This window comes from Amaricoccus sp. (genome assembly GCF_017995835.1).
In the GTDB taxonomy this organism is placed as follows: domain Bacteria; phylum Pseudomonadota; class Alphaproteobacteria; order Rhodobacterales; family Rhodobacteraceae; genus Amaricoccus.
The window spans coordinates 1-23,783 of sequence record NZ_JAGOID010000048.1; the positions used below are offsets into that span (position 1 = coordinate 1).

At 68.4% G+C, this 23,783-nt stretch carries 22 protein-coding genes and 1 pseudogene; 4 read left to right on the forward strand and 19 right to left on the reverse strand.

Translation table 11 applies throughout. The features are described from left to right. Positions 1–307: 307 nt before the first annotated feature. The 7 genes from KBA23_RS09255 to paaN form a co-directional block, all read right to left on the reverse strand. Complete coding sequence (locus KBA23_RS09255; protein WP_290739784.1) at positions 308–2,239, reverse strand: 3-hydroxyacyl-CoA dehydrogenase NAD-binding domain-containing protein; 1,932 nt, start codon at positions 2,237–2,239, stop codon at positions 308–310. Positions 2,240–2,241: 2 nt separating this feature from the next. Further along, positions 2,242–2,943 (reverse strand): ABC transporter ATP-binding protein, encoded by a 702-nt coding sequence (locus KBA23_RS09260; RefSeq protein WP_290739786.1) that lies wholly within the window; start codon positions 2,941–2,943, stop codon positions 2,242–2,244. Next, on the reverse strand, positions 2,936–3,709 hold the full coding sequence (locus KBA23_RS09265; RefSeq protein WP_290739787.1) for an ABC transporter ATP-binding protein: 774 nt from the start codon (positions 3,707–3,709) through the stop codon (positions 2,936–2,938). The genes KBA23_RS09260 and KBA23_RS09265 overlap by 8 nt, the downstream gene beginning before the upstream one ends. After that, positions 3,706–4,656, reverse strand: coding sequence for a branched-chain amino acid ABC transporter permease (locus KBA23_RS09270; protein ID WP_290739790.1), 951 nt, complete (start codon positions 4,654–4,656; stop codon positions 3,706–3,708). The genes KBA23_RS09265 and KBA23_RS09270 overlap by 4 nt, the downstream gene beginning before the upstream one ends. 2 nt (positions 4,657–4,658) lie before the next feature. Then, positions 4,659–5,531 (reverse strand): branched-chain amino acid ABC transporter permease, encoded by an 873-nt coding sequence (locus KBA23_RS09275; RefSeq protein ID WP_290739793.1) that lies wholly within the window; start codon positions 5,529–5,531, stop codon positions 4,659–4,661. Between the two features lie 76 nt (positions 5,532–5,607). Further along, positions 5,608–6,744: an ABC transporter substrate-binding protein gene (locus KBA23_RS09280; RefSeq protein WP_290739795.1), complete on the reverse strand. Its 1,137-nt coding sequence runs from the start codon at positions 6,742–6,744 to the stop codon at positions 5,608–5,610. A 39-nt stretch (positions 6,745–6,783) separates the two neighbouring features. Continuing rightward, positions 6,784–8,436 carry a phenylacetic acid degradation protein PaaN gene (gene paaN, locus KBA23_RS09285; protein ID WP_290739798.1) on the reverse strand — a complete coding sequence of 551 codons (1,653 nt, stop codon included), beginning with the start codon at positions 8,434–8,436 and terminating at the stop codon, positions 6,784–6,786. Positions 8,437–8,559: 123 nt separating this feature from the next. Between paaN and paaG the strand changes: the two genes are divergently transcribed. The 4 genes from paaG to KBA23_RS09305 all read left to right on the forward strand — a co-directional run bounded on the left by paaG (position 8,560) and on the right by KBA23_RS09305 (position 11,857). Then, positions 8,560–9,348 carry a 2-(1,2-epoxy-1,2-dihydrophenyl)acetyl-CoA isomerase PaaG gene (paaG, locus tag KBA23_RS09290; RefSeq protein ID WP_290739840.1) on the forward strand — a complete coding sequence of 263 codons (789 nt, stop codon included), beginning with the start codon at positions 8,560–8,562 and terminating at the stop codon, positions 9,346–9,348. Further along, entirely contained in the window at positions 9,345–9,800 is a 456-nt protein-coding gene (gene paaI / locus KBA23_RS09295) for a hydroxyphenylacetyl-CoA thioesterase PaaI (protein WP_290739801.1), read from the forward strand. The genes paaG and paaI overlap by 4 nt, the downstream gene beginning before the upstream one ends. A gap of 38 nt (positions 9,801–9,838) precedes the next feature. Further along, a complete protein-coding gene (gene paaK, locus KBA23_RS09300) occupies positions 9,839–11,158 on the forward strand; it encodes a phenylacetate--CoA ligase PaaK (protein WP_290739804.1) in 1,320 nt (439 codons plus the stop codon). Between the two features lie 99 nt (positions 11,159–11,257). After that, positions 11,258–11,857 carry a TetR/AcrR family transcriptional regulator gene (locus KBA23_RS09305; RefSeq protein ID WP_290739806.1) on the forward strand — a complete coding sequence of 200 codons (600 nt, stop codon included), beginning with the start codon at positions 11,258–11,260 and terminating at the stop codon, positions 11,855–11,857. A 79-nt stretch (positions 11,858–11,936) separates the two neighbouring features. On the opposite strand, the gene KBA23_RS09310 is transcribed toward KBA23_RS09305, so the two are convergent. The 12 genes and pseudogenes from KBA23_RS09310 to KBA23_RS09365 all read right to left on the reverse strand — a co-directional run. Then, the gene (locus KBA23_RS09310; protein WP_290739809.1) at positions 11,937–12,548 is read right to left on the reverse strand and encodes a transferase hexapeptide repeat family protein; all 612 of its coding nucleotides are present in this window, start codon (positions 12,546–12,548) and stop codon (positions 11,937–11,939) included. Next, positions 12,545–13,024, reverse strand: a complete 480-nt coding sequence (locus KBA23_RS09315) for an acyl-CoA thioesterase (protein WP_290739812.1) — start codon at positions 13,022–13,024, stop codon at positions 12,545–12,547. Before KBA23_RS09315 ends, KBA23_RS09310 begins: the two co-directional genes overlap by 4 nt. An 82-nt stretch (positions 13,025–13,106) precedes the next feature. Then, positions 13,107–15,479, reverse strand: a complete 2,373-nt coding sequence (locus KBA23_RS09320) for a penicillin acylase family protein (RefSeq protein WP_290739815.1) — start codon at positions 15,477–15,479, stop codon at positions 13,107–13,109. 33 nt (positions 15,480–15,512) lie between these two features. After that, positions 15,513–17,582: a phenylacetic acid degradation bifunctional protein PaaZ gene (gene paaZ / locus KBA23_RS09325; protein WP_290739818.1), complete on the reverse strand. Its 2,070-nt coding sequence runs from the start codon at positions 17,580–17,582 to the stop codon at positions 15,513–15,515. A 10-nt stretch (positions 17,583–17,592) separates the two neighbouring features. Beyond that, the gene (locus tag KBA23_RS09330; RefSeq protein ID WP_290739821.1) at positions 17,593–18,369 is read right to left on the reverse strand and encodes a Phenylacetic acid catabolic protein; all 777 of its coding nucleotides are present in this window, start codon (positions 18,367–18,369) and stop codon (positions 17,593–17,595) included. A gap of 11 nt (positions 18,370–18,380) precedes the next feature. Beyond that, positions 18,381–19,454, reverse strand: a complete 1,074-nt coding sequence (locus KBA23_RS09335) for a 2Fe-2S iron-sulfur cluster-binding protein (protein WP_290739824.1) — start codon at positions 19,452–19,454, stop codon at positions 18,381–18,383. A 21-nt stretch (positions 19,455–19,475) separates the two neighbouring features. Further along, complete coding sequence (gene paaD, locus KBA23_RS09340) at positions 19,476–19,997, reverse strand: 1,2-phenylacetyl-CoA epoxidase subunit PaaD (protein WP_290739827.1); 522 nt, start codon at positions 19,995–19,997, stop codon at positions 19,476–19,478. A gap of 11 nt (positions 19,998–20,008) precedes the next feature. After that, on the reverse strand, positions 20,009–20,860 hold the full coding sequence (gene paaC, locus KBA23_RS09345; RefSeq protein WP_290739828.1) for a 1,2-phenylacetyl-CoA epoxidase subunit PaaC: 852 nt from the start codon (positions 20,858–20,860) through the stop codon (positions 20,009–20,011). Position 20,861: 1 nt separating this feature from the next. Continuing rightward, the gene (gene paaB, locus KBA23_RS09350) at positions 20,862–21,146 is read right to left on the reverse strand and encodes a 1,2-phenylacetyl-CoA epoxidase subunit PaaB (RefSeq protein WP_290739831.1); all 285 of its coding nucleotides are present in this window, start codon (positions 21,144–21,146) and stop codon (positions 20,862–20,864) included. A 127-nt stretch (positions 21,147–21,273) separates the two neighbouring features. Then, a complete protein-coding gene (gene paaA / locus KBA23_RS09355) occupies positions 21,274–22,266 on the reverse strand; it encodes a 1,2-phenylacetyl-CoA epoxidase subunit PaaA (RefSeq protein ID WP_290739834.1) in 993 nt (330 codons plus the stop codon). Positions 22,267–22,280: 14 nt separating this feature from the next. Then, positions 22,281–23,486: a 3-oxoadipyl-CoA thiolase gene (pcaF, locus tag KBA23_RS09360; protein ID WP_290739837.1), complete on the reverse strand. Its 1,206-nt coding sequence runs from the start codon at positions 23,484–23,486 to the stop codon at positions 22,281–22,283. Positions 23,487–23,657: 171 nt separating this feature from the next. Continuing rightward, a pseudogene (locus KBA23_RS09365) lies at positions 23,658–23,783 on the reverse strand (IS630 family transposase); the annotation flags it as partial.

A 23,783-nucleotide genomic window follows, 5' to 3' on the forward strand; every position in this document is an offset into this window, starting at 1 on the left:
GGCTTCGCTCTCTCGTAGCATCCCGATGATCTGCTCTTCGGTGAACCTGCTTCGCTTCATCTCCGGTCCCTCTCCTGGTGGTCCGGATTCCAGCAGCCCGTGGAGGAGAAACAAGGGGTCACGTCAGTCAGTCCATCGTCGGAGTGTCGGAGTGACGAACTCGGCTGAAGCTCGCATTCTGGTCGTCCAGCGCGGAAGCGCCCTCTCGGGAGTGTGCACGTTGTGATTGCCGAAAGAGCGAGGCCTTCTGGCCTGCCCTGACCCGCCGCGCCCAGCCCGCCATCTTTTAGGCAGATGACGCCAGCTCTCAGGTGTTTGACCTTCCGCTTTGAAACATTGGTCCACCGCGGCGGCGGGGAAAACTGTAGCCATGGATCTCTACCAGGTCGATATCGGCCGGCTGGGCCGCTATGCCCTCGGAGAGAATGGCAGCGCCTTCGGCGGCCATTTCGGCGACCAGATGCTCGGCGATATCGGAAGGCGTCTCACCTTGCGTCAGGGCGGCGGCTAGGAGTTGCGCCACGACCGGTGAGGAACGCGGAGCACGGTCGCCCTGATCGTAGTCGTACCAACCGCCTCCGGTCTTTTGGCCCTTGCGACCAGCTTGGACGAGAATGTCGCCTAGAGTCTTCGGTACGTCCTCTCCACGCCCGCGGGCCCCTTCGCGCTGGAGAAACGCAATGTCGAGGCCGCCTAGGTCTTGGGCCTCGAATGGACCCATGGCGAAGCCATAGGCGCGCATTGCGGCGTCGATCTCGGTGATGGGGACGCCCTTGCGGACGAGGTCTTCGGCGGCGGCTCGGTAGCGCTTCAGGATACGGTTACCGATGAAGCCGTCGCAGATGCCGGCTTGAACCGGAATCTTGCGGAGCTTCGCGGCGAGAGCGAAGCCCGTTGCCAGGGTCTCGGGGCTGGTGTCCGGAATGGGCACGATCTCGAGGAGCTTCATCACGTTGGCGGGGCTGAAGAAGTGAAGGCCGATGAAGCGGCCCGGGTTGGGAAGGCCCTCGGGGATCGCGCGGGGGTCGAGATAGGAGGTGTTGGTCGCGAGGATCGCGTCTGAGCGGCAGACGGTGGCGAGAGCGGCGAAGACGGTCCGCTTGACCGAGAGTTCCTCGAACACGGCCTCGATCACGAGGTCGGTGTCGGCCAGGGCGGCGTAGTCTGTCGTCCCCCCGAGGTCGGCCATCCGCACTTCCCGGTCCGCCTCGGTGAGCCGCCCGCGCTTCACCGCCCCTTCGAAGATCGCGGCGACGTTCGCAAGGCCGCGCGCCAGCGCCTCGGCGTCGCGCTCGACGAGCGTCACCGAAATGCCGCCGTCGCGCAGGGCGGCGGCAATGCCGGCACCCATGGTGCCGCCGCCGACGACCGCGGCGGTGCGGAGGGTTTTCGGCTCGACGCCCTTGACGGAGGCGGGACGCAGGGCGGCCCGCTCGGCGAAGAAGACGTGGCGGAGGGCGGCGGCCTCCGGGGAGGAGCGGAGGGCGAGGAAGGTCTCGCGCTCGAAGGACATCGCCTCGTCGAAGGAAGCTTCGGTCGCCTTGCGGAGGCAGGCGAGGACACGGAGGGGCGCGGCTTCGCCGCGCGCGGCTTTCTTCACCGACGGGGCGGCCTCGTCCCAGAATCCGGTGTCGGCGGCAAGCGGCGGACGGTCGCGGAGGGGGGGCGGAAGGGGCGGCAGGGCGGCGGCGAAGGCGACGGCACCGGCGCGGAGGTCGCCGTCGACCACGCGGTCGATCAGACCGAGGGCAAGGGCTTTCGGCGCCTTCACTGGCTTGCCGGTGGTGGCGATCTCGACGGCGACGGCGGGGGGGACGAGCCGGGGAAGGCGGACCGTGCCGCCGGCGCCGGGGACGATGCCGAGTGTAACCTCGGGGAGCCCGACGGAGGCCGAGGCGTGGGCGACGCGGAAGCGGCAGGCCAGCGCCACCTCGAAGCCGCCGCCGAGGGCGGAGCCGTGGATGGCGGCGACCCAGGGTTTCCGGGCCGCCTCGATGCGGGCGACGAGGTCGGGGAGGTGCGGCGGCTGGGGCGGCTTGCCGAACTCGGTGACGTCGGCGCCGGCAATGAAGGTGCGCCCCGCGCAGAGGAGGACGACGGCGTCGACCGAGGGGTCGGCGTCGAGGTTCTCCGCCGCGTCCCAGAGCGACTGGCGGAGGGCTTGGGAGAGGGCGTTGACCGGCGGGTTGTCGACGGTGACGACGGCGACGCGGCCTTCGCGGGCGATGGAAACGGGCATAGTCAGATCCCCAGGTAGGCTTCGCGGATGCGCGGGTCGGCGATCAGTTCGGCCGCCGACCCCTCCATGGTGACGCGCCCGGTTTCGAGGACGTAGCCGCGGTCGGCGATCTTGAGCGCGCCGAAGGCGTTCTGCTCCACGAGGAGCACGGTGACGTCGAGGGCCCGCATGCTCTTCACCACGTCGAAGATCTGCTGGACGATGATCGGCGCAAGGCCCATCGACGGCTCGTCGAGAAGAAGGCAGGAGGGACGGCCCATCAGCGCGCGGGTGATCGCGAGCATCTGCTGCTGGCCGCCGGAGAGGCCGCCGGCGGCGAGGTTGCGCTTTTCCTTCAGGATCGGGAACATCGCGAAGGCGTTCGCCATGTCCTTCTCCACCCGGTCGTCGGTGAAGAGGAAGGCGCCGAGGCGCAGGTTCTCTTCCACCGTCAGGTTGGTGAAGATCTGCCTACCTTCCGGCGACTGGGCAAGGCCGTGGCCAAGGCGCTTGTAAGCGGGCACGGCGGTAAAGTTCTCGCCGCGGAAGGTGATCGAGCCGCCGGTAACCGGCTGGACGCCGGAGAGGCAGCGGAGCAGCGTGGTCTTGCCGGCGCCGTTGGCGCCGACGACGGTAACGATCTCGCCAGAGTTCACCGCGAGGTCGATGCCGTGCAGCACCTCGATGCGGCCGTAGCGGGAGCGCAGGCCCTCGACGTTAAGCATGAGCGGCCTCCGTTCCGAGGTAAGCCTCGATGACCTTCGGGTCCCGGCTGACGACTGCGGGCTCGCCCTCGGCGATCTTCTCGCCGTGGTCGAGGACGACGATGTGGTTCGAGATGCGCATGACCATCTTCATGTCGTGTTCCACGAGCAGGATCGCGGTGCCAGAGGCGGCGACCTCGGCGATCAGGTGGTCGATTTCCTCGGTCTCGACCGCGTTGCAGCCGGCGGCGGGCTCGTCGAGGAGGAGGACGCGGGGCTTCAAGGCGAGGGCGCGGGCGATCTCCAGCCGCTTGAGGGCACCGTAGGAGAGCGAACTCGCCTCTTTCTCGGCCGCATTGCCGAGGCGGACGCGGTTGAGCAACGTCCGGGCCTCGGTTTCGGCGGCGCGGGCGCGGAATTTCATGGACGGGAGGTGGAGGAGGTCGGCGAGGAGAGAGCCCTTCTCCTGCAGATGGAAGCCGGCGATGGCGTTCTCGAGCACAGTCATGGTCTGGAAGATCTGCAGGTTCTGAAAGGTGCGGGAGAGGCCGCGCCGGGCGAGGAGAAAGGGATCGAGGCCGGTCACGTCCTGACCGTCGAGCTTCACCGTGCCGGACGACGGCTTGTAGACGCCGGAAATCATATTGAAGAGCGTGGTCTTGCCGGCGCCGTTCGGGCCGATCACCGAGACGATCTCGCCGGGGTTCACCCGGAAGCCGACGTCTTGAACGGCCTTGAGGCCGCCGAAGGTGATGCCGAGCCCGGAGACTTCGAGGAGCGTGGTCATTTGTCCTTCCCTCTCAGTGCGCGCAGGATGCTCGGGAGCAGTCCTTCGCGCATGAAGATCATGCACAGCATCATCACGAGGCCGAGCAGGATCTGCTCGTACTCCTGGAAGACGGTCAGCACCTGCGGCAGCGTGGTCAGAATCGCCGCGCCGAAGAAGGCGCCGAGCACCGAGCCAACGCCGCCGAGGACCGCCATGGTCACCATCTCGATCGAGTGCATGAAGCCGGCGACTTCCGGGGTGATGAACTTGTTCTGGAGCGCTAGGAGCGAGCCGGCGATTGAGGCGTAGACCGCCGAAATCACGAAGGCCTGGAGCTTGAGGCGCGCGACGTCAATGCCAACGGTGCGCGCGGCGATTTCCGAGCCGTGCAGCGCCCGGAGGGCGCGCCCGGTAGGGCTGTCGTAGAGGTTGAGCGCGATCCAGGCGCCGATAACGAGCGCCAGGCCGGAGAAGAAGTACCAGAACTGCGCGTTCGAAATGTCGATGCCGACGAACTCGAGCACGTCGTTAAGGCCGAGATCGGGCACCTCGATGCCGTCTGGACCGCGGGTTAGCCAGGCTTCGTTGGCGAGCACCATCGAGACGAGGATGCCGAGGCCGAGGGTGGCGACGGCGAGGTAGTAGCCCTTGAGGCGGAGGATCGGGCGGCCGACCGCCCAGGCCAGCGCGCCGGAGATGGCAGCGCCGAGGATAGCGGCTAGGCCGGGGTGGAGCCCGAGATGGACCGGGGCAAGTGCGCAGGCGTAGCCGCCGATGCCCGCAAAGCCGGCGTGGCCGAGGCTGATCTGCCCGGCGTAGCCGATGAGGATGACCATGCCGGTCACGGCGAGGCCGTTGACGAAGATCAGCGAGCCGACGCGGTAGTAGAAGTTTGACGGGAAGAAGAAGGGCGAGGCGATCACGATGATCGCGAGGATTAGGAGCGTGACGCGTTTCGTGGTCATGATCAAACTCGGTCCGTCGACTTGCGGCCGAAGATGCCGCTCGGCATCACGAAGAGGACGATGAGGATCACTACGAAGGCAGCGGCGTCCTTGTAGACCGAGCTCAGGTAGCCGGCGGTCAACGCCTCAATTAAGCCAAGCAGGATGCCGCCGACCAGCGCCCCGAGCGGCACGCCCATGCCCCCGAGCATCGCGGCGGCGAAGCCCTTGAGCGCGTAGGCGATGCCGACGCCGTAGCTGATGTTGGTGATTGGTGTGACAAGCACACCCGCTAGCGCCCCGATGGCCGCAGAGAGCGCGAAGGAGAGCGTCATTACCCAGTTGGTGTTGATGCCGACGAGCTGCGCCGCCAGGCGGTTGTTGGAGGTCGCGAGGACGGCGCGGCCCGTGAGCGTCTTGGTGAAGAAGGCCCAGAGGCCGACGAAGACCACGATAGCGCCGGCCAGAACCCAGAGGCTCTGGGGCAGGATGGTGGCGCCGAAGATGCTGATCGGGGTGTCGCCCGAGAAGGCCGGAAAGCGGTGGAGCTGCTTGTCAAAGACGAGCTGCGCCACGCCTTGGATGAAAATCGAGGCGCCGATGGTGATGATGATGAGCGACACCACCGGTGCGCCGCGGGCGGGCTCGATGGCGAGCTTGTTGAGGGCGACGCCCATGGCGGCGGTGCCGGCGATGGCGATCAGGGCCGCGAGGGGGATCGGCAGCCCCGCCATGTGGGCGAAGACCGTAATCATGCCCCCGAGCATGACGAACTCGCCCTGGGCGAAGTTCACCACGTCCGACGCGTTGTAGATGATGGTGAAACCCAGGGCGACCAGCGCGTAGACCGCGCCGACGGTCACGCCGGACAGGAGGAATTGCATAAGTTCGGCCATGGGCGTCGAGCTCCGGGGCAAAAGGGCGCGGGAGCAGGGCGGGCGGCGTTGCCCACCTTGCGAATGCGTCGTGCGGCTACGGGACGAGGGTCCATTCGCCGTTCTTGATCTCGAGCATCCGGAACGCCGAGAGGTCGAAGCCCAGGTGGTCCTCCGGTGTCATGGTGACGACGCCGGTGGTGCCGGCGAGGCTCGAGGTCGCCTCGATGGCGTCGCGGATGTCGGAGGGCTTGGTGGAGCCGGCACGGGTCAGCGCGTCGACGAGGATGGCGAAGGCGTCGTGGGCATAGCCGCCGAAGGTCGAGGGCGCCTCGCCGTAGGCGGCGGTGTATTCGGTGACGTAGGCGTCAACGACCGGCTTCTGCGCGTCGTCGGCGGCGAGGAGGCTGCCGATGAGCAGCGCGGTGCCGGGCAGCCGGACGCCCTCGGCCGCCTCGGGGCCGGCGAGGTCGATGAAGCCCTTCGATGCGACGCCGTGGCTCTGGTAGAGCGGCAGGCCCACAGCGAGCTGCTGATAGTTGCGAGTGACGATCGACGGCCCCTGGCCAAAGCCCGGGTTCAGCACCGCCTCGATGCCGGCCGTGTTCTTGATATTAGTGAGCTGCGGCGTCATGTCGGCATCGGTCGGACCATAGCTCTCATCCGCCAGGACCTCGATCCCGTAGTCGCCGACCACCTCGAGGCACTGCTTGCGCATGGACGCCCCGAAGCCGTCGGTGCCGGAGATCATGCCGATCTTGGTGATGCCGCGCGCCTTCATGTCCTCGAAGAGCTTCTGGCAGGCCATGCGGTCGGTGTGCGGGGTCTTGAACACCCACTCCTTGACCGGGTCGATGATCTCGATGGCGCCGGCCAGCGAGATGAAGGGGATTTCGGCGTCCTCGGCCACCGGGATGATCGACATCGAGGTGCCGGTGGTGGTGCCGCCGATGATCGCCACGACCTCGTCGTCCTCGACGAGGCGGGTAGCGAAGGTGCGCGCTTTGTTCGGGTCGCCGCCATCGTCGTAGAGCGTCAGCGCGATCTCCTCGCCGTTGATGCCGCCGGCGGCGTTGAGCTTCTCCACCATCATCTTGAGGGTCTTGGCTTCCGGGTCGCCGAGGAAGGCGGCGGGTCCGGTTTCCGACACAGTGGCGCCGATCTTAATGTCGGCCTGTGCCGCGGTGGTGAGGCCGAGCGCGACGAAGCTAGCGAGAGCCGTCAAGGTTTTCATGGGTTCCTCCCCTTGGATTTTTCAGGTGCTTGCTTGAGGTCAGGCGACCACCGGCCGGCGCCACATCGCGCGGGCGAAGCGGCCGGCGACGAAGGCCGAGTCGGTCAGGCTGGCGTTGCCGGACGGGTTGAGGCCGGTGACGTGGAAGTCGCTGAAGGCGGCCGACTGGTTGACGAAGATGTTGCCGGTGAGGTTGACCGAGAGGTTCGCGCCCGCCCGGGCGAAGGCGTCGGCGGCGCGGAGGATCCGCGCCTCGTCGGTGTCGTAGAGGGCGGCGGTGATCGCCCCCTTGTGCATCGCGAGCGCCGCGGCGCGAGCGATGCCGTCGTCGGCGTCGGCGACGGCGATCACGAAGGCGATCGGGCCGAAGCGCTCCTCGCCGTAGGCAGCCTCGTCGGCGGCGTCGACCGCGACGATCAGCGGCGTTGCGCTGCGGCCCCCGGCGAGAGGGGCGCTGTCGCGGACGACGCGGCCGAGGCTGCGCGCGTCGGCGACGCGGTCGATGGTCGCCGGATTCGCGATGGCGCCGGCGACGCCGGCGGCGCGGTCCGGATCGGCGAGCAGCTGATCCACGGCGTCGGCGATGCCGGCCGCGACCTCGTCGAAGGACTTTCGGCCCTCGTCGGTGTCGATGCCGTCCCACGGGACGAAGATGTCCTGCGGGGCAGTGCACATCTGGCCGGAGTAGAGCGAGAGCGAGAAGGCGACGTTGGCGCACATCGCGGCGAAGGCGTCGACGCCGGCGATGACGATCGAGTTCACGCCGGCCTCCTCGGTGTAGACGAGGGCTTCTCCGGCGTTCTCGCGCACCCAGGCGCCGAAGGCGTTGGAGCCGGTGTAGTCGACGATCCGTATCGCCGGGTGTCGCACGAGGTCCTTGGTGACCGGCGCCTCGGCCGAATCGGCGGCGAGAAGGACGACGTCGCGCGGGAAGCCCTCCTCGGCGAGGAGGTCGCGGAGCACGGCGACGGTCAGGGCGAGGGGCAGGGTGGCGCCGGGGTGCGGCTTCACGATGACGCTGTTACCGGTCGCGAGGCTGGCGAAGATGCCGGGATAGCTGTTCCAGGTCGGGAAGGTCTGGCAGCCGATGGCGAGGGCGACGCCGCGCGGGACGATGCGCCAGTGCTTCTCGATGACGATGGGGTCGGCCTTGCCCTGCGGTTTCTCCCAGACGGCTCGGGCCGGCGCGCGGGACATCTCGAGCCAGGCGGTGGCGACGGCCTCGAGGCCGCGGTCCTGCGCGTGAGGGCCGCCGGCCTGGAAGGCCATCGGGAAGGCTTGGCCGGTCGTGTGCATCACCGCGTTGCCCATCTCGAAGCTCATCGCGTTCAGCCGCTTCAGCGCCTCGAGGAGGAGGCCGACTCGGGTGTCCGGCGCCGCGGCGGCCCAGGCGGAACTGGCGGATTCGGAGGCGGCGACGAGGGTGGCAGCATCGGCGGAGGGATAGGTGATCCCGAGTGCGGGGCCGTAGGGCGAGACTTCGGCGCCGACGCGGGTCGATTCGGGGTGGCCGGGGAGGGCAAATGCCGCGCCGAGCCGCGCTTGGTAAGCCGTCTGCCCGTCCTCGCGGGCGGTCTCGCCATAGAATTTCCCGCTCGGAACCTCCGGGAAAGGCGACCAGAATCCCCGGTCACCCAGCGCTGCGACGGCTTGTTCGAGAAGCGTGCGATGCCGGTGGAAGAGCGAGGCCATCTGCGTTTCTCCCGATGTTGTTGCGTTTATAATTGACTGACCAGTCGGTTTATGCAACACTTTTTTTAACGGCTGCAGCGAGCGGTCGCCTTGGGAGGGAAGCCGATGACCGAGACTGCGGCCTTGTCTGAGACGGTGCTCGTCTCGCTCGACGCGGGGGTGCTGAGCCTCACCCTGAACCGCCCGGACAAGCTTAACTCCTTCAACGAGGAAATGCACCGGTCGCTGCGCGCCGGCATGGAGCGCGCCGCCTCCGACCCGGAAGTCCGGGCGATCCTGCTGACCGGCGCCGGCCGCGGCTTCTCCGCCGGCCAGGACCTTGGCGACCGCGACCCGCGCAAGGGCGGCGGGGCGCCGGACCTCGGGGCGACGATCGAGACCTTCTACAACCCGACCTTGCGGCTGATCCGCTCCATCGAAAAGCCGGTCGTCTGCGCCGTGAACGGCGTCGCCGCCGGCGCAGGCGCCAACATCGCGTTCGCCTGTGACATCGTGTTGGCGGCGAAGTCGGCCAAGTTCCTCCAGGCCTTCGCGAAGATCGGCCTCGTCCCCGACGCCGGGGGCAGTTGGTCGCTCGCCCGCATCCTCGGCGAGCCCCGCGCCAAGGCGCTGGCGCTCCTCGCCGAGCCGCTGCCGGCCGAGACCGCCGCCGACTGGGGCCTGATCTGGAAGGCTGTCGACGACGCCGCGCTCCTCATCGAGGCCGAGTCGATCGCGAAGCGCCTCGCCGCCGGCCCGACCCGCGGCCTCGGCCTGACCAAGCGCGCGATCCAGGCGGCGGCGACCAACAGCCTCGACGCCCAGCTCGACCTCGAGCGCGACCTGCAGCGCGAGGCCGGCCGCACCGCCGACTACGCCGAGGGCGTCATCGCCTTCCTCGACAAGCGCCAGCCGGAGTTCTCGGGCAGATGACCACCGCGACGCTCACCGCCGCTGGCCTCTCGCCGCAGCAGCTCGCCGAGGCCTGCGCCGAGGCGATGTGGTCCACCGACTGGACCTCGCAACGCCTCGGCATGCGGATCGAGCACATCGCGCCCGGCGAGGCCACCCTCTCCATGGACATCACCGAGGACATGCTGAACGGCCACGGCAACGCCCACGGCGGCTTCATCTTCTCCGTCGCCGACTCAGCCTTCGCCTTCGCCTGCAACACCTATAACCAGCTTGCCGTCGCCTATCAGGTGTCGATCACCTACATGGCGCCGGGACGCAAGGGCGACCGGCTCACCGCCACCGCGCGCGAGCTCCATCGCGCCGGGCGCAACGGCATCTACGACATCCACGTCACGAACGACCGGGGCGAGCCGGTGGCGGAGTTCCGCGGCCACTCGCGCACCGTCAAGGGAACCCACCTGCCGGAGTAGGCCCGGTTTCGACGGATTTTTTGGGGAGAGAACGCCAGATGCCTAAACAACGTATGCGGCCCGGTCGGACGGAAGTGTTCGACCCGATCGAGACGGCTTCGCGCGACGAGATCGAGGCGCTGCAGTTCCACCGCATGAAGCGGACGCTCAGGCACGTCTACGAGAACGCGCCCTTCCACCGCAAGCGGTTCGACGAGGCCGGGGTGCATCCCGAGGACCTGAAGTCGCTGAAGGATCTGTCGAAGTTCCCCTTCACCACCAAGACCGACCTGCGCGACACCTATCCCTTCGGCATGTTCGCCGTGCCGCGCGAGGAGCTCGTGCGCATCCACGGCTCGTCGGGCACCACCGGCAAGCCGATCATCGTCGGCTACACCAAGCACGACATCGACGTCTGGGCCAACGTCGTCGCGCGCGCCATCCGGGCCGCCGGCGGGCACCGCGGCGACCTCGTCCACGTCGCCTACGGCTACGGCCTCTTCACCGGTGGCCTCGGCGCGCACTACGGCGCCGAGCGTCTCGGCTGCACCGTGGTTCCGATCTCCGGCGGCATGACCGAGCGCCAGGTCACGCTGATGCAGGACTTCAAGCCGCGCATCATCATGGTGACGCCCTCCTACATGCTGTCGATCCTCGACGAGTTCCGCCGCCAGGGGCTCGACCCGCGCGAGTGCTCGCTCGAGCTCGGCATCTTCGGCGCCGAGCCCTGGACGAACGCCATGCGCGAGGAGATCGAGCAGGCCTTCGACATGGACGCGGTCGACATCTACGGCCTCTCCGAGATCATGGGCCCGGGCGTCGCCAGCGAGTGCGTCGAGACCAAGGACGGGCTGCACATCTGGGAAGACCACTTCTACCCGGAGATCGTCGACCCCGAGACCGGCGAGGTGCTGCCCGACGGCGAGCTGGGCGAGCTCGTCTTCACCACCCTCACCAAGGAGGGGATCCCGATGATCCGCTACCGCACGCGCGACCTGACCCGGCTGCTGCCGGGGACGGCGCGGTCGATGCGGCGCATGGAGAAGGTGACGGGGCGGTCCGACGACATGATCATCCTCCGCGGCGTCAACGTCTTCCCGACGCAGATCGAGGAGCAGATACTGAAGTGCGCGGGCCTCACCCCGCATTTCCAGGTCGAGCTGGTGCGCAAGGGGCGGATGGACGACATGGTCGTCCACGTCGAGGCCGCCGCGAACGCTGCCTCGGCCGAGGCGCGGGCGGCGTCGGCGAAGGAGCTCGCCCATCACATCAAGAGCGTCGTCGGCGTCTCGACCAAGATCGTCGTCGCCGACCCGGACAGCGTCCAGCGCTCCGAGGGCAAGGCGAAGCGCGTGGTGGACAACCGGCCGAAAGAGTGATTTTGACCGACCCGACGGACGATGAATTGATCCGAGGGGATGGTCGGCAGCGGCCGTCCCCCACCGTCCGAGACCCGCGAGGGGATTGGAGCCGACGAAATGGCACGGACACGCGCCAGTGACTTCGAGGAGAAGCAGCAGGGCCTCCTGATGAGCGCGGCGGCGGTCTTTGCCGAGCACGGCATGGAAAAGGCCTCGATGGCGCAGGTCGCCGCCCACTCTGGCGTGTCGAAAGCGCTCCTCTATCATTACTATCCGAGCAAGGACGCCCTGATCTTTGCCATCATCCACACCCATCTTGTCGAGCTCGAAGCCTCCGTCTCCGTGGCAGCCCAAGTGAGCCGGCCGCCGGAGGAGCAGCTGCGCGTGCTCGTGGGCGTGGTGCTCGAGAAGTACCGTGGAGCCGACGACGCCCACAGGGTGCAACTGATCGGTGGCGCGGCGCTCGCTTACGAGCAGCGCCGCGAGATCCGGGCGGTGGAGCGGCAGATCGTCGGACATTTCTCGGACGTGCTGCGTCGGGTGCATCCCGAACTCGACCGGCCGGATCGGCCGTTGCTGATGCCGGTCACGATGACGGTCTTCGGGGTGATGAACTCGGTTTACCTGTGGTTTCGCGAAGAGGGTCCGATCACGCGAAGTGACTACGCTCAAGTAGCGACGACCTTGATCCTTGAAGGCATCAAGGCTGTGCGCTGAGGGAATGGTTGCCCCCGGTAGAGGCGGTGCGTCCGGCGGGGAGGGGGCGGCAATCGGGGCGGATCGCCCCCCCGATCGGTCAGTCGCCGAGCTTCAGGCGCTCGGCAATCAGCGGGTCGTAGTCCGGGGCACGAACCTGGCGACGCCCTGGCTCGGGGACGGCGAGCGGCTCGGCCGGCGCGAGCTTGCCGGGTGCCTCGGCAGCGAGGCGCTGATACACGCCGGTGCCGCGGGTCTTCCACTCGATCTCCTGACGGGTGAGCTCGCGGACGACCTTGGCCGGAGAGCCGACGGCAAGGCTGCGAGGCGGGATCTTGCGGCCGGCCGGGACGAAGGCCATGGCCCCGACGATTGAATCCTCGCCGACCTCGGCCTCATCCATGATGACGGCGTTCATCCCGACCATGGCGTTTCGCCCGATGCGGCAGCCGTGCAGGACAGCGCCGTGGCCGATGTGGCCGCAGGGCTCGACGACGACGCCGAGGTTCGGGAAGGTGTGGACGACGCAGGTCTCCTGCACGTTGGCGCCATGGCCGATCTCGATGCGGCCGAAGTCGCCGCGCAGTACGCACTGTGGCCCGATGTAGACGCCGGCGGCGATGATGACGTCGCCAATGACCGTAGCGTCGGGATGGACGAAGGCCTCGGGATCGACGACCGGAATGATGCCGTCCCATGACCAGATGCTCATTGCCCGCCCTCCGTTGCGCGTTCCATTTCAGTGGTGATCTCCCGGCGCAGCCGGCGGCGGAGTTCGGCGGCGCGGTTGCGCCGGGCCTCGGCCGAGGTCTCGATGCGAAGCTCCGGCACCTCGGCGGGGCGGCTCGAGTCGTCGATGGCGACCATAGTGAAGTAGCAGGAGTTAGTGTGGCGGACGGTGCCGGTGCGGATGTTCTCGGCCTCGACCCGGATGCCGACCTCCATCGACGTGCGGCCGGCGTGATTGACCGCGGCGCGGAAGGTAACGAGCTCGCCGACGTTGATCGGTTCTTTGAAGGTCACCTGGTCAACCGAGAGGGTGACGGCGTAGCGGCCTGAGTAGCGCGAGGCTAGCGAGAAGGCGACTCGGTCGAGGAGGTTGAGGAGCGCGCCGCCATGGACCTTGCCGGAAAAGTTGGCCATGTCGGGGGTCATCAGGACAGTCATCTCCAGGCGGCGGTGATCCATCTTCCTTCTCCGTGACAGGCAAGGGACAGGAGCGTCCGCCACTCGGGCGTCGGCCGCCGGGCGCGGACGCCCGGCGGAAGCATCATTCGATGGTAAAGGCCATTCGCCCCACCGCGGATTTCTCGACGTCGTCGCGGTAGAAGGCCTGCGGGCGGCAGCCGAAGTCGGCGTAGAGCTGCAACTGGTCCTGATAGTGCGGCGACTTCGTGCCGTCGGGGGCGATGAAGCCGCTCTGGCCCGGGGGCGTGACGGCGCAGAAAGTCACCTTGCCGTCGCGGAAGCGGACCATGTTGTTCTCGGTGCCGCGGTTCATGGCGGTGCCGACGGCGAGCCCTTCGTCCGCGGTGGTCTGCGGGATGCCGAGGTAGTTCTTCGTGTCGAAGACGTGCTGGTCGATCGGTGCGAGCCAGGCCGTGACGTTGTCGCTGCCGTACTGTTCGGACAGGGCCACGCGGGCCTTATCGAGCGCCGTCAGGACCACCGTGTCGGGATCTTCGCCATTGAAGAAGTCGTAGGCCTGCGGGACGCCTGCGTCCTTGCCGAGAAGCGCGTTGTTCAGGAGAGCCGAGGGCAGCGCGATCCGGATTTGCATGACCTTCGACGGGATCGACGGCGCATCGTCGAGGAGCACGTCGGCGACCATGACGTCCATCCAGGTGCGCAGGATCGCGACCGCCGGTGAGGTCGCCTTGCCGTCGGCGTCGCGGATCTGGCGGCTGTCCCAGTCGGCGAGCGCCGCGAGCATGGGCTGGCGCGGGTCATCCGCCGGTAGGCCCGCGCTCGCGGCGAGGATGCGCGGCACGAAATAGCGTGCGTTGACGTCGACGAAACTCGTCTCGGGCAGGATGTTCCAGACCTCCTCGGGGGAGAAGCGGTCCTTGGCTTCGATGCGCGACATGATCTCCACGACGCGGTCGGCCGAGCCCCATGGGCTGCCCTCGACGGTGGAGACGGTGCCCTTGCCTGAGCGGTTGTTCCAGTTGGCGATCCAGCCCTGCTCAGGGTTCAGTGTCTTGGGGACGTCGTCGAAGGGGCGGATTCCCTGCCAGTCCATGCTGCCGTCGCCCTTGGCCGGCAGGCGAAGATCTTGGCTGGCCTGCCGCACCGGCAGGTAGCCGGGCGAGACGTAGCCGATGTTGCCGTCCTTGTCGGCGTAGTACCAGTTGATCGTGGTCGCGACGTCCTTCGCCGCGTCGAGCCACTGGTCGTAGTCCTGTGCCTGCGTCGAGCGGATCCAGGCCATGAGCGTGGAAATCTCGTAGCCCTCCCAGGTGCGGTGGAAGGCGAAGGCGCGATCATGCTCGGCGTCGAAGACAGGGACCACGCCATAGTCGGTCCCCCAGATCTCGGCGGTCACATCCTCGGCGCCCTTGACCTTGATCGTCTCCTCGCGGCGGCGCATGTCGGTCCAGCCGTCGCCGCGGCGATACTGGTGTGGATTCTGCGGGTTGAGCTCGAGCGCGACGTAGTCGTTGACGTCGAGAGGGCCGGCGGTGGCGCCCCAGGCGATCGCGCCGTTGGTTCCGAACAGGACGTTTGGCACGGCGAAGGGGGTGTTGCCGGTGAGGTCGAACCCGGCGCCGTGCAGGCCGATCGAGAACACGTAAGCCGGGTTGAAGTTACCGAACTGCGGGCCGTTGACGAGGATGGTGCTGCCGTCGACGGTCTTTTCCGGCCCGAGGATCCAGATGTTGCTGGCACGCGGGCGGTCGTCCTCGCCGCTCTCCATGCCGGGGACGTCGGCGAGGCCGGCGAAGCGGGTGGCGCCGAGCGGCGCGGCCTCGGCCTTCTTCTGGTATGGCGCGCCGGCGGGAACGGTGGTGGGGGCGAGCGGGTCCTCGATCCAGTAGATCTGGTCGAAGAGCTGCTTGCCGACGGTCTCGCCGTGCTGCTCGACAAGGGCGTCGAGCACTTTGGCGTTGTTGAGTTCGTTGGAGAAGTAGGAGAAGCGGCCGGCCATCGTGCCGACGTAGATCATCGCGACGTCGAAGTCGGACCAGTCCGCGGGCTCGAAGCCAAAGTCGGTGAACTCCTTCGGCAAGAGGTTTGCCTTGTCCGCCATCACCTCGGAGAGGCGCTTATTGAAGCCGGCCGCGTAGCCTTGGAGGATTGCGCGCTGCTCGGGGGGCAACGCGTCGATCTGGGTGCGGATCTTCGCCTGGTCGAAATTGGTGCGGGTCTGGGTGTCGTAGGCGACCTGGTCGGGGCCGAGCACCTCGGCGGTGGTGCCGAGGACCGAGCGGCGGGCCATCTCCATCTGGAAGAGGCGGTCCTCGGCGACTGCGTAGCCGAAGCCGGCGTAGAGGCCGTAGACATCGTTGGCATAGACCTGCGGGATGCCCCACTCGTCGCGCAGGATCGTCACGTCGGAGGCGGCACTGGCGGCGATGGGGGAGAGGGCGAGCAGGGCAGGCAGGAGCAGCCGGCCGAGGGACCGGGTCATCGTGGCGGGCATGGGGTCTCCTCCTAGTTGTTGGTGGCGCCGGCCTCAGGCCGCGGGCGACCAAGTCTTCGCCACCATGGTCAGCACGTCGTACTGGGCGACGAGCGCGCCGTCCTGCTTGGTCACCTGGCAGCCCCAGCGGACCTCGCCGTGCTCGGCACCGGCGCGCGGGTTGATCTCCTTGCAGGTCAGGCGCACGCCGAGGGTGTCGCCCGGGTAGACTGGCGTGAGGAAGCGGAGGTTGTCGACGCCGTAGTTGGCGAGGACCGGGCCCGGATCCGGATCGACGAAGAGGCCGGCGGCGAAGGAGACGATGAGGTAGCCGTGGGCGACGCGGCCGTCGAAGAACGGGTTCGCCTTGGCCGCCGCCTCGTCCATGTGGGCGTAGAAGGTGTCGCCGGTGAACTCCGCAAAATGCTCGATGTCCTCCAGCGTCACCGTGCGGGTGGCGGTGACGAGCTGGTCGCCGACCCTCAGCTCCGCCAGCGACTTGCGGAACGGGTGGGTGCCGTCCGCCCGGGTGTCGGCGCCCTCGATCCAGCGGCCGGTGACCGCCGAGAGCAGGCGGGGGGCACCCTGGACCGCGGTGCGCTGCATATAGTGATTGACGCCGCGGATGCCGCCCAGCTCCTCGCCGCCGCCGGCGCGGCCGGGGCCGCCGTGGACGAGCACCGGCAGCGGCGAGCCATGGCCGGTGGAGGTCTTGGCGCTCAGGCGGTTGCCGATCAGCACCCGGCCGTGGAAGGGGGCGAGGCCGAGGACGACCTCCTCCGCGACGCCCTTGTCGTCGGTGAACACCGAGGCGACGAGCGAGCCCTTGCCGAGCCTGGCGAGCGCGATGGCCTCGCCGACATCGTCGTAGGGCATCACCGTCGAGACCGGGCCGAAGGCCTCGACGTCATGGATGGCGGTCTTGGCCAGCGGGTTGTCGGCGTAGAGGACGACCGGGTTGAGGAAGGCGCCCTTCTCGGCGTCGCCCGAAGCGATCCGCACCTCGTCGGGGTTGCCGGCGACGATCTCGGCCTCGGCGCGCAGCTCGCGGATGCGGTCGCGGACCTCGCGGCGCTGGTCGAGGCTGGCGAGCGCGCCCATGCGCGTCGCCTCGTTCGACGGATCGCCGAGAACGGTCTTGGCGAGGCGGTCGCCGAGCGCGGCGACGAGCGCGTCGGTGAAGGCCCGCGGCGCGATCACCCGGCGGATGGCGGTGCACTTCTGCCCCGCCTTCACCGTCATCTCGCGGGCGACCTCCTTGACGAAAAGGTCGAACTCCGGCGTGCCCGGGCCGGCGTCGGGCCCGAGGATCGCGGCGTTGAGGCTGTCGGCCTCCATGGTGAAGCGGGTGGAGTTCTCGACGATCGCCGCGCCGCTGCGCAGCTTGCGCCCCGTCCAGGCCGAGCCGGTGAAGGTGACGACGTCCTGCCCCGTCACATGGTCGAGCAGGTCGCCGGTCGAGCCGGCGATGAGCTGGATCGCCCCTTCGGGCAGGATGCCCGACTCGACGATGCGGCGGACCACGAGCTCGGTCAGGTAGGCGGTCTGGCTCGCCGGCTTCACGATCGAGGGCACGCCGGCGATGAAGGTCGGCGCCACCTTCTCCAGCATCCCCCACACCGGGAAGTTGAATGCGTTGATGTGGATCGCGACGCCGGTCAGCGGCGTCAGGACGTGCTGGGCCGAGAAGCTCGCGTCCTTCGACAGCAGCTCCACCTCGCCGTCGGTGAGGACGCGGGTGTTCGGCAGCTCGCGGCGCGCCTTCGAGGCGTAGGAGAGCACGGTGCCGGCGCCGCCCTCGATGTCGATCCAACCGTCGGCGCGGGTGGCGCCGGTGGCGAAGTTCTCGGCGTAGAACTCCTCCTTGTTGGCCATCAGGAACTGGCCAAGCGCCTTCAGCATTGCGGCGCGGTCGTGGAAGGAGAGCGCGCGCAGCTTCGGCCCGACCACGTCGCGCCCCCAGGTGAGGGCCCCGGCGAAGTCGACGCCGGAGCTGTCGATGCGGGCGACGGGGGCGCCGGTGGCGGCGTCGAGCAGGGTCTGGCCCGGGCCGTTGCCCTTGACCCATTCGCCGCCCACGTAGCTTTCGAGGGTACGGGGCTTGGTGGTGACGTCGACGGTCATGGTCCTGTCCTCAGGCGAGGCCGAGCGGCGCCAGCGTCGCGCGGACCGAAGCGGTCCAGTCGGCGAGCAGCGCCTCGTTCGGGCGGTGGCGGAGGCCGAAGCGCTTCTGCGTCTCGAACCGGGCGGAGTTCATCGTGCCGAAGCTGTCGGCGACCTTCGGCTGCCAGTAGGCGATGGCGGCCTTGGCGGCGGCGCGCCCCTCCTCGGTCGCGGTGATGTCGGTGAGGCCGGTGACGCCGAGGTCGGTGTGGCGTTTCTCGCGCGGGGCGATGGCGCGGAACACGTCGGCGAGCGGGGCGTAGGAAACCCTCGCGAGCTCCTCCAGCGTCACCGCCGCGGCGAGCCCCTGCAGGACGTTCAGCACCACGGCGTCGACCCAGCCCTCGATCGGATAGTGGAACACCGCGAGGCGCATGTCGGCGCCATGGCGGGCCTGGCCGAGTGCCGCGTCGCGCGGCAGGCGGTCGGCCCAGGGATGCTGGGTCGCGTAGCGGCCCTCGTCGGCGCCGAAGTCGCCCATCAGGTCGAGGACACGGCCGGCGTGGTCGGCCTTCTCCAGCGTGATCCGGCAGGCGGCGATGCGCGCGGTGATGCCCGCCGCGTCGTTGATGGTGTCGGCGAAGCCGGCCGAGGCGGCGAGCTCGCTGTCGACGAAGCTCGCCATCAGCCGCAAGAGCTCGCCGCGGTAGCGGGCGGGCACGTTGGCCGGGGAGGTAAGCTGGCCGCCTTGGGCGAGGTAGTCCTCGATCGGCATGGTCGCGGCGGTGGCGTCGGTGTCTTCGGTCATGGTTCCCTCCCTCACTGGTCGTAGCTGACGACGACCTTGTCGCTCAGCGGGAAGCACTGGCAGGTGAGCACGTAACCCTGCTTCACCTCGTAGTCCTCGAGCGCGTGGTTGATGGCCATCTCGGTCTCGCCCTCCAGCACCCTGGCGCGGCAGGTCGAGCACACCCCGGCCTTGCAGGCGTAGGGCGCGTCGATGTTCGCCTCCAGCGCCGCGTCGAGCAGGCTCTGGCCCGCCTTCGGCATGCGGAAGCTCCGCGTCGCGCCGTCGAGCGTCACCGTCGCCTCGGTGGAGTTGGAGGTCGAGACCTCGGCCGAGACCACCCGCTGCTTGGTCCGCCCCGGCTGGCCCGAGGCGAAGAGCTCGAACTTGATCTGCGCGTCGGCGAGCCCGTGCTCCTTCAGCGCCCCGGCGATCGCCAGCATCATCGGCTCGGGGCCGCAGATGAAGGCGGTGTTGACCGTCGGCAGGTCGATCCAGGTGCGGAACAGCGCCGCGCACTTCTCCGCGTCCACCCGCCCGGTGAAGAGCTCGATGTCCTGCGCCTCCGTTTCGAGGACGTGGACGATCGACAGCCGTCCGAGGTAGCGGTTCTTCAGGTCCTCGAGGTCCTCGCGGAACATGATCGAGCTGATCTGCCGGTTGGCGTAGACGAGGGTGAAGGTCGAGCCCGGCTCGGCGGCGAGCACCGTCTTGATGATCGAGAGCAGCGGCGTGATCCCCGACCCGCCGGCGAAGCCGAGGTAGTTCTTCGGCGCGTCCGGCTCGATCGGCGTGAAGAACCGCCCCATCGGCGGCATCGCCTCGAGCACCGCCCCCGCCTTCAGCTCCTCGTTGGCCCAGGTCGAGAAGGCGCCGCCGTCGACGCGCTTGATGCCGACCTGCAGGTGACCCTCGCCCTTGCCGGCGCAGATCGAGTAGCTGCGGCGCAGCTCGTCGTCCTCGAACTTGCGGCGAAAGGTCAGGTACTGGCCTTGGGTGAAGTCGAAGAGCGCGGCGTCCTCGTCGCGCGGCTTCAGGGTGACGACGACGGCGTCCCGCGTCTCCTTGCGGACGTCGACGACATCGAGGGAATGGAAGCGTGCCATTTCAGTTGTCCTTGCGTCCGCTCAGATGCACTTGAAGTAGTCGAAGGGCTCGAGGCAGTCGTCGCAGCGATAGCTCGCCTTGCACGGCGTCGAGCCGAACTGGCTCACCTTGGTCGTATGGGCCGAGCCGCAGCGCGGACAGGCGACGGTCAAGTTGCCGCCCGTCATCCGGTTCACCCGGCCGATCAGCCGCCCGTCGGCGGCGGTGCCGTCGATCGGCGGCGCGATGCCATAGGCCCGGAGCTTCTCCCGGCCGCCCTCGCTGATCCAGTCGGTGGTCCAGGGCGGCGAGATCTGGCGCTTCAGCTTGAGGTTCGAGACGCCCTTCTCGCGAAGCGCCTTCTCGATGTCGAGGTTGATGATCGCCGTCGCCGGGCAGCCGGAATAGGTCGGCGTCACGGTGACGACGAGGGTGTCGCCGTCCCAGGCGACATCGCGGACGATGCCGAGGTCGGTCAGCGAGATCACCGGAATTTCCGGGTCGGGGACATGGCTCAGCCAGTCCCAGACCTCGGCGGTGCTGGGGTGGGTCGCAGTCGTCATCGGCCTTCGTCCTACCAGGAGGCGCCGGGATAGGCGCGCTGCAGGAACTGCATCTCGGCGAGGATATAGCCGAGGTGCTCGGTGTGGACGCCGCGCTTGCCGCCCTTGTGGGCGAAGCCCGACTCCGGGATTGCCAGGGTCGCCTCGGTCAGCACGTCGCGAACGGTCGCGTCCCAAGCGGCCTCGAGGTCGCGCGGGTTCGGCGCGATCCCGGCCGCTGCGACCGCGACGTCCTTCTCGTCGGCGAGGAACATCTCGCCGGTATAGGCCCAGAGCGCGTCGAGCGCGTCCTGCATCCGCCGGCGGCTCTCCCCGGTCCCGTCCCCGAGCCGGATCACCAGGTCCGACGACCGCTCGAGGTGGTAGGCGACCTCCTTCGCGGCCTTTGCCGCGATCTCGGCGACGCGCGGATCGGACGACCCTTGGAGCGCCTTCAGCAGCTCGAAGTGCCAGGCGTCGAACAGGAACTGCCGCATCAGCGTGTGGCCGAAGTCGCCGTTCGGGCGCTCCACCAGCAAGAGGTTGCGGAAGTCCCAGGCGTCGCGCAGGTAGGCGAGATCGTCGGCCGACCGGCCCTTGCCCTCGACCTCGCCGGCGAGGCCGAGCCACATCTGGGTCTGGCCGATCAGGTCGAGCGCGACGTTGGCAAGCGCGATGTCCTCCTCCAGCGCCGGCGAGTGGCCGCACCATTCGGAGACCCGGTGGCCGAGGATCAGCGTCGCGTCGCCGAGGCGGAGCAGCACCTCGAAGAAGGCGTCCTGCCCCGCATCCGGGGTCGGGATCTCGGTCGCGTGGCTGTGGGCCGCCGCTTCGCGCGCGAGCTCCGCCACGTCGGGGGTGTTCATGTCCGGGAGCGAGGGCATCTTACATGTGCCCCACTTCGTCGGGGATGTCGTAGAAGGTCGGGTGGCGATAGACCTTGGAGTTGGCCGGCTCGAACAGCGGACCCTTGTCCGAGGGGCTCGACGCGGTGATTGCGGCCGAGGGCACCACCCAGATCGACACGCCCTCGTTGCGGCGGGTGTAGACGTCGCGGGCGTTGTTGATCGCCATCTCGGCGTCCGGCGCGTGCAGGCTGCCGACGTGGCGATGGTTCAGCCCGTGCTGGCCCCGGATGAAAACTTCCCAGAGCGGCCATTCCTTGGACATTCGCTTCCTCCCTTGGTTCCACGGCGCGGAGGCCCGGTTAACCTTGGTTGACGTTCGGTGAATCTGATCGACGTTATCTTTGACTATCAACGACTTGACCAGCGTCGCGCGCGCGAGACTGCAGGCCTCACTCGGCGGCGACAGGCGCCCGGCGTGCGGCGGCCTTCTCGGCGTGGGCGACGAGCCCGTCGCGGAACCAGGCGCCGTCGTCCCAGGCCTTCACCCGGGCGCCGAGCCGGTCCTTGTTGCACGGGCCGTTGCCGGCGATGACGTCGAAGAACTCCGACCAGTCGGGCTCGGAGAAGTCGTGGCCGCCCTTCTCCTCGTTCCACTTCAGCTCGGGATCGGGGACGGTCAGCCCCAGGTACTTGGCCTGCGGCACGGTCTGGTCGACGAACTTCTGGCGGAGCTCGTCGTTGGTGTTCATCTTGATCTTCCACGCCATCGACTGGGCGGAATGCACCGAGTCCTTGTCCGACGGCCCGAACATCATCAGCGACGGATACCACAGCCGGTTCAGCGCATCCTGCGCCATGCGCTTCTGCTCGGGCGTGCCTGCGGCCATCTTCATCATGATGGCGTAGCCTTGGCGCTGGTGGAACGATTCCTCCTTGCAGATGCGGATCATCGCCCGGCTGTACGGCCCGAACGAGGTCCGCTGCAGCGGCACCTGGTTCATGATCGCCGCCCCGTCGACCAGCCAGCCGACCGCGCCCATGTCGGCCCAGGTCAGCGTCGGATAGTTGAAGATCGACGAGTACTTCATCTTGCCCTTGTGGAGTAGTTCCATCAGCTCGTCGCGGCTCACCCCGAGCGTCTCGGCGGCGCAGTAGAGATAGAGGCCGTGCCCCGCCTCGTCCTGCACCTTGGCGAGCAGGATCGCCTTGCGCTCCAGCGTCGGGGCACGGGAGATCCAGTTGCCCTCGGGCAGCTGGCCGACGATCTCGGAGTGGGCGTGCTGGCCGATCTGGCGGATCAGCGTCTTGCGATAGCCCTCGGGCATCCACTCCTTGGGCTCGATCTTCTCGTTCCGGTCGATGCGCTCCTGGAAGGCGCGCTCCGCGGGCGTCATGTCCTCCGGCTTCTTCAGACCCTCGGTCGAGACGAGCTGGGCGTACATTCTTTGCTTCCTCCTCAGACGCGTTCGATGATGGCGGCGATGCCCTGCCCGACACCGATGCACATGGTGCAGAGCGCGTAGCGGCCGCCGCGGCGGTGCAGTTCGTACATGGCCGTCGTCACCAGCCGGGCGCCCGACATGCCGAGCGGATGGCCGAGCGCGATCGCGCCGCCGTTGGGGTTAACATGCGCCGCATCGTCGGGCAGGCCAAGCTCCCTGAGCGTCGCGAGCCCCTGCGCGGCGAAGGCCTCGTTGAGCTCGATCACGTCCATCTGGTCGATCGACAGCCCGGCCCGCGCCAACACCCGCTTCGCCGCCGGCGCCGGCCCGATGCCCATGATCCGCGGCTCGACGCCCGCCGCCGCCATCGCGATGACCCGCGCCTTCGGCGTCAGCCCGTGAGACTTGGCCGCCGCCTCCGAGGCGAGGACCAGCGCCGCAGCACCGTCGTTGACGCCCGAGGCGTTCCCCGCCGTCACACTCAGGTCGGGTCCGTTGACGCCCTTGAGCTTCGCCAGGGTCTCGGCGGTGGTGCCCGGGCGCGGGTGCTCGTCGGTGTCGACCACGACCGGCTCGCCCTTGCGCTGCGGGACGCTGACCGGGACGATCTCGTCCCTGAACTTGCCGGCCTTCTGCGCGGCCTCCCAGCGGGCCTGGCTGCGCGCCGCGAAGGCGTCCTGATCGGCCCGCGACACGCTGTAGTCGGCCGCGACGTTGTCGGCGGTCTGCGGCATCGAGTCGACGCCGAATTCCTTCTTCATCTTCGGGTTGACGAAGCGCCAGCCGATCGTCGTGTCGTAGACCGCGTTCGACCGCGAGAAGGCGCTCTCCGCCTTCGGCATCACGAACGGCGCCCGCGTCATGCTCTCGACCCCGCCGGCGAGCATCAGGTCGGCGTCCCCGGCCCGGATCGCCCGCGCCGCCTGACCGACCGCGTCCATGCCCGAGCCGCAGAGCCGGTTGATCGTCGTCCCGGGGACCGCGACCGGCAGCCCGGCCAGCAGCACGGCCATGCGGCCGACGTTGCGGTTGTCCTCACCCGCCTGGTTGGCGCAGCCGAAGATCAGGTCGTCGACCTCCGCCCAGCGCACCGCCGCATTGCGCTCCATCAGCGCCTTCAGCGGAACCGCCGCGAGATCGTCGGCGCGGACCGCAGCCAGCGCCCCGGCATAGCGGCCGATCGGTGTCCGGACCGCGTCGCAGATAAAGGCTTCTGCCATATCGTCCTCCCCGAATCTCCATTGCCATCACATTAGCCGACCGGCCGGTCAATGTATAGCGAAATGTGCCCTTTGCCGAGAAAGAGATGATCTTGGTGGGGCCGGCAGCCACCAGGAACAGCGACAGAACTCGTGTCCGCTTCGCTTAAGCGGCCCAGGCGAGCTCGGGGCCTAGTGGAAGGAATCCAACGCTTGGTACCCGCGCTTGACGGCGGCGATGATCTTGTCGGGGTCGGCGGTCCAGGTGAAGGGCTTTGGCTGCTGGTTGTGCTCGGCGAGGAAGCGGTTGATGGCGGC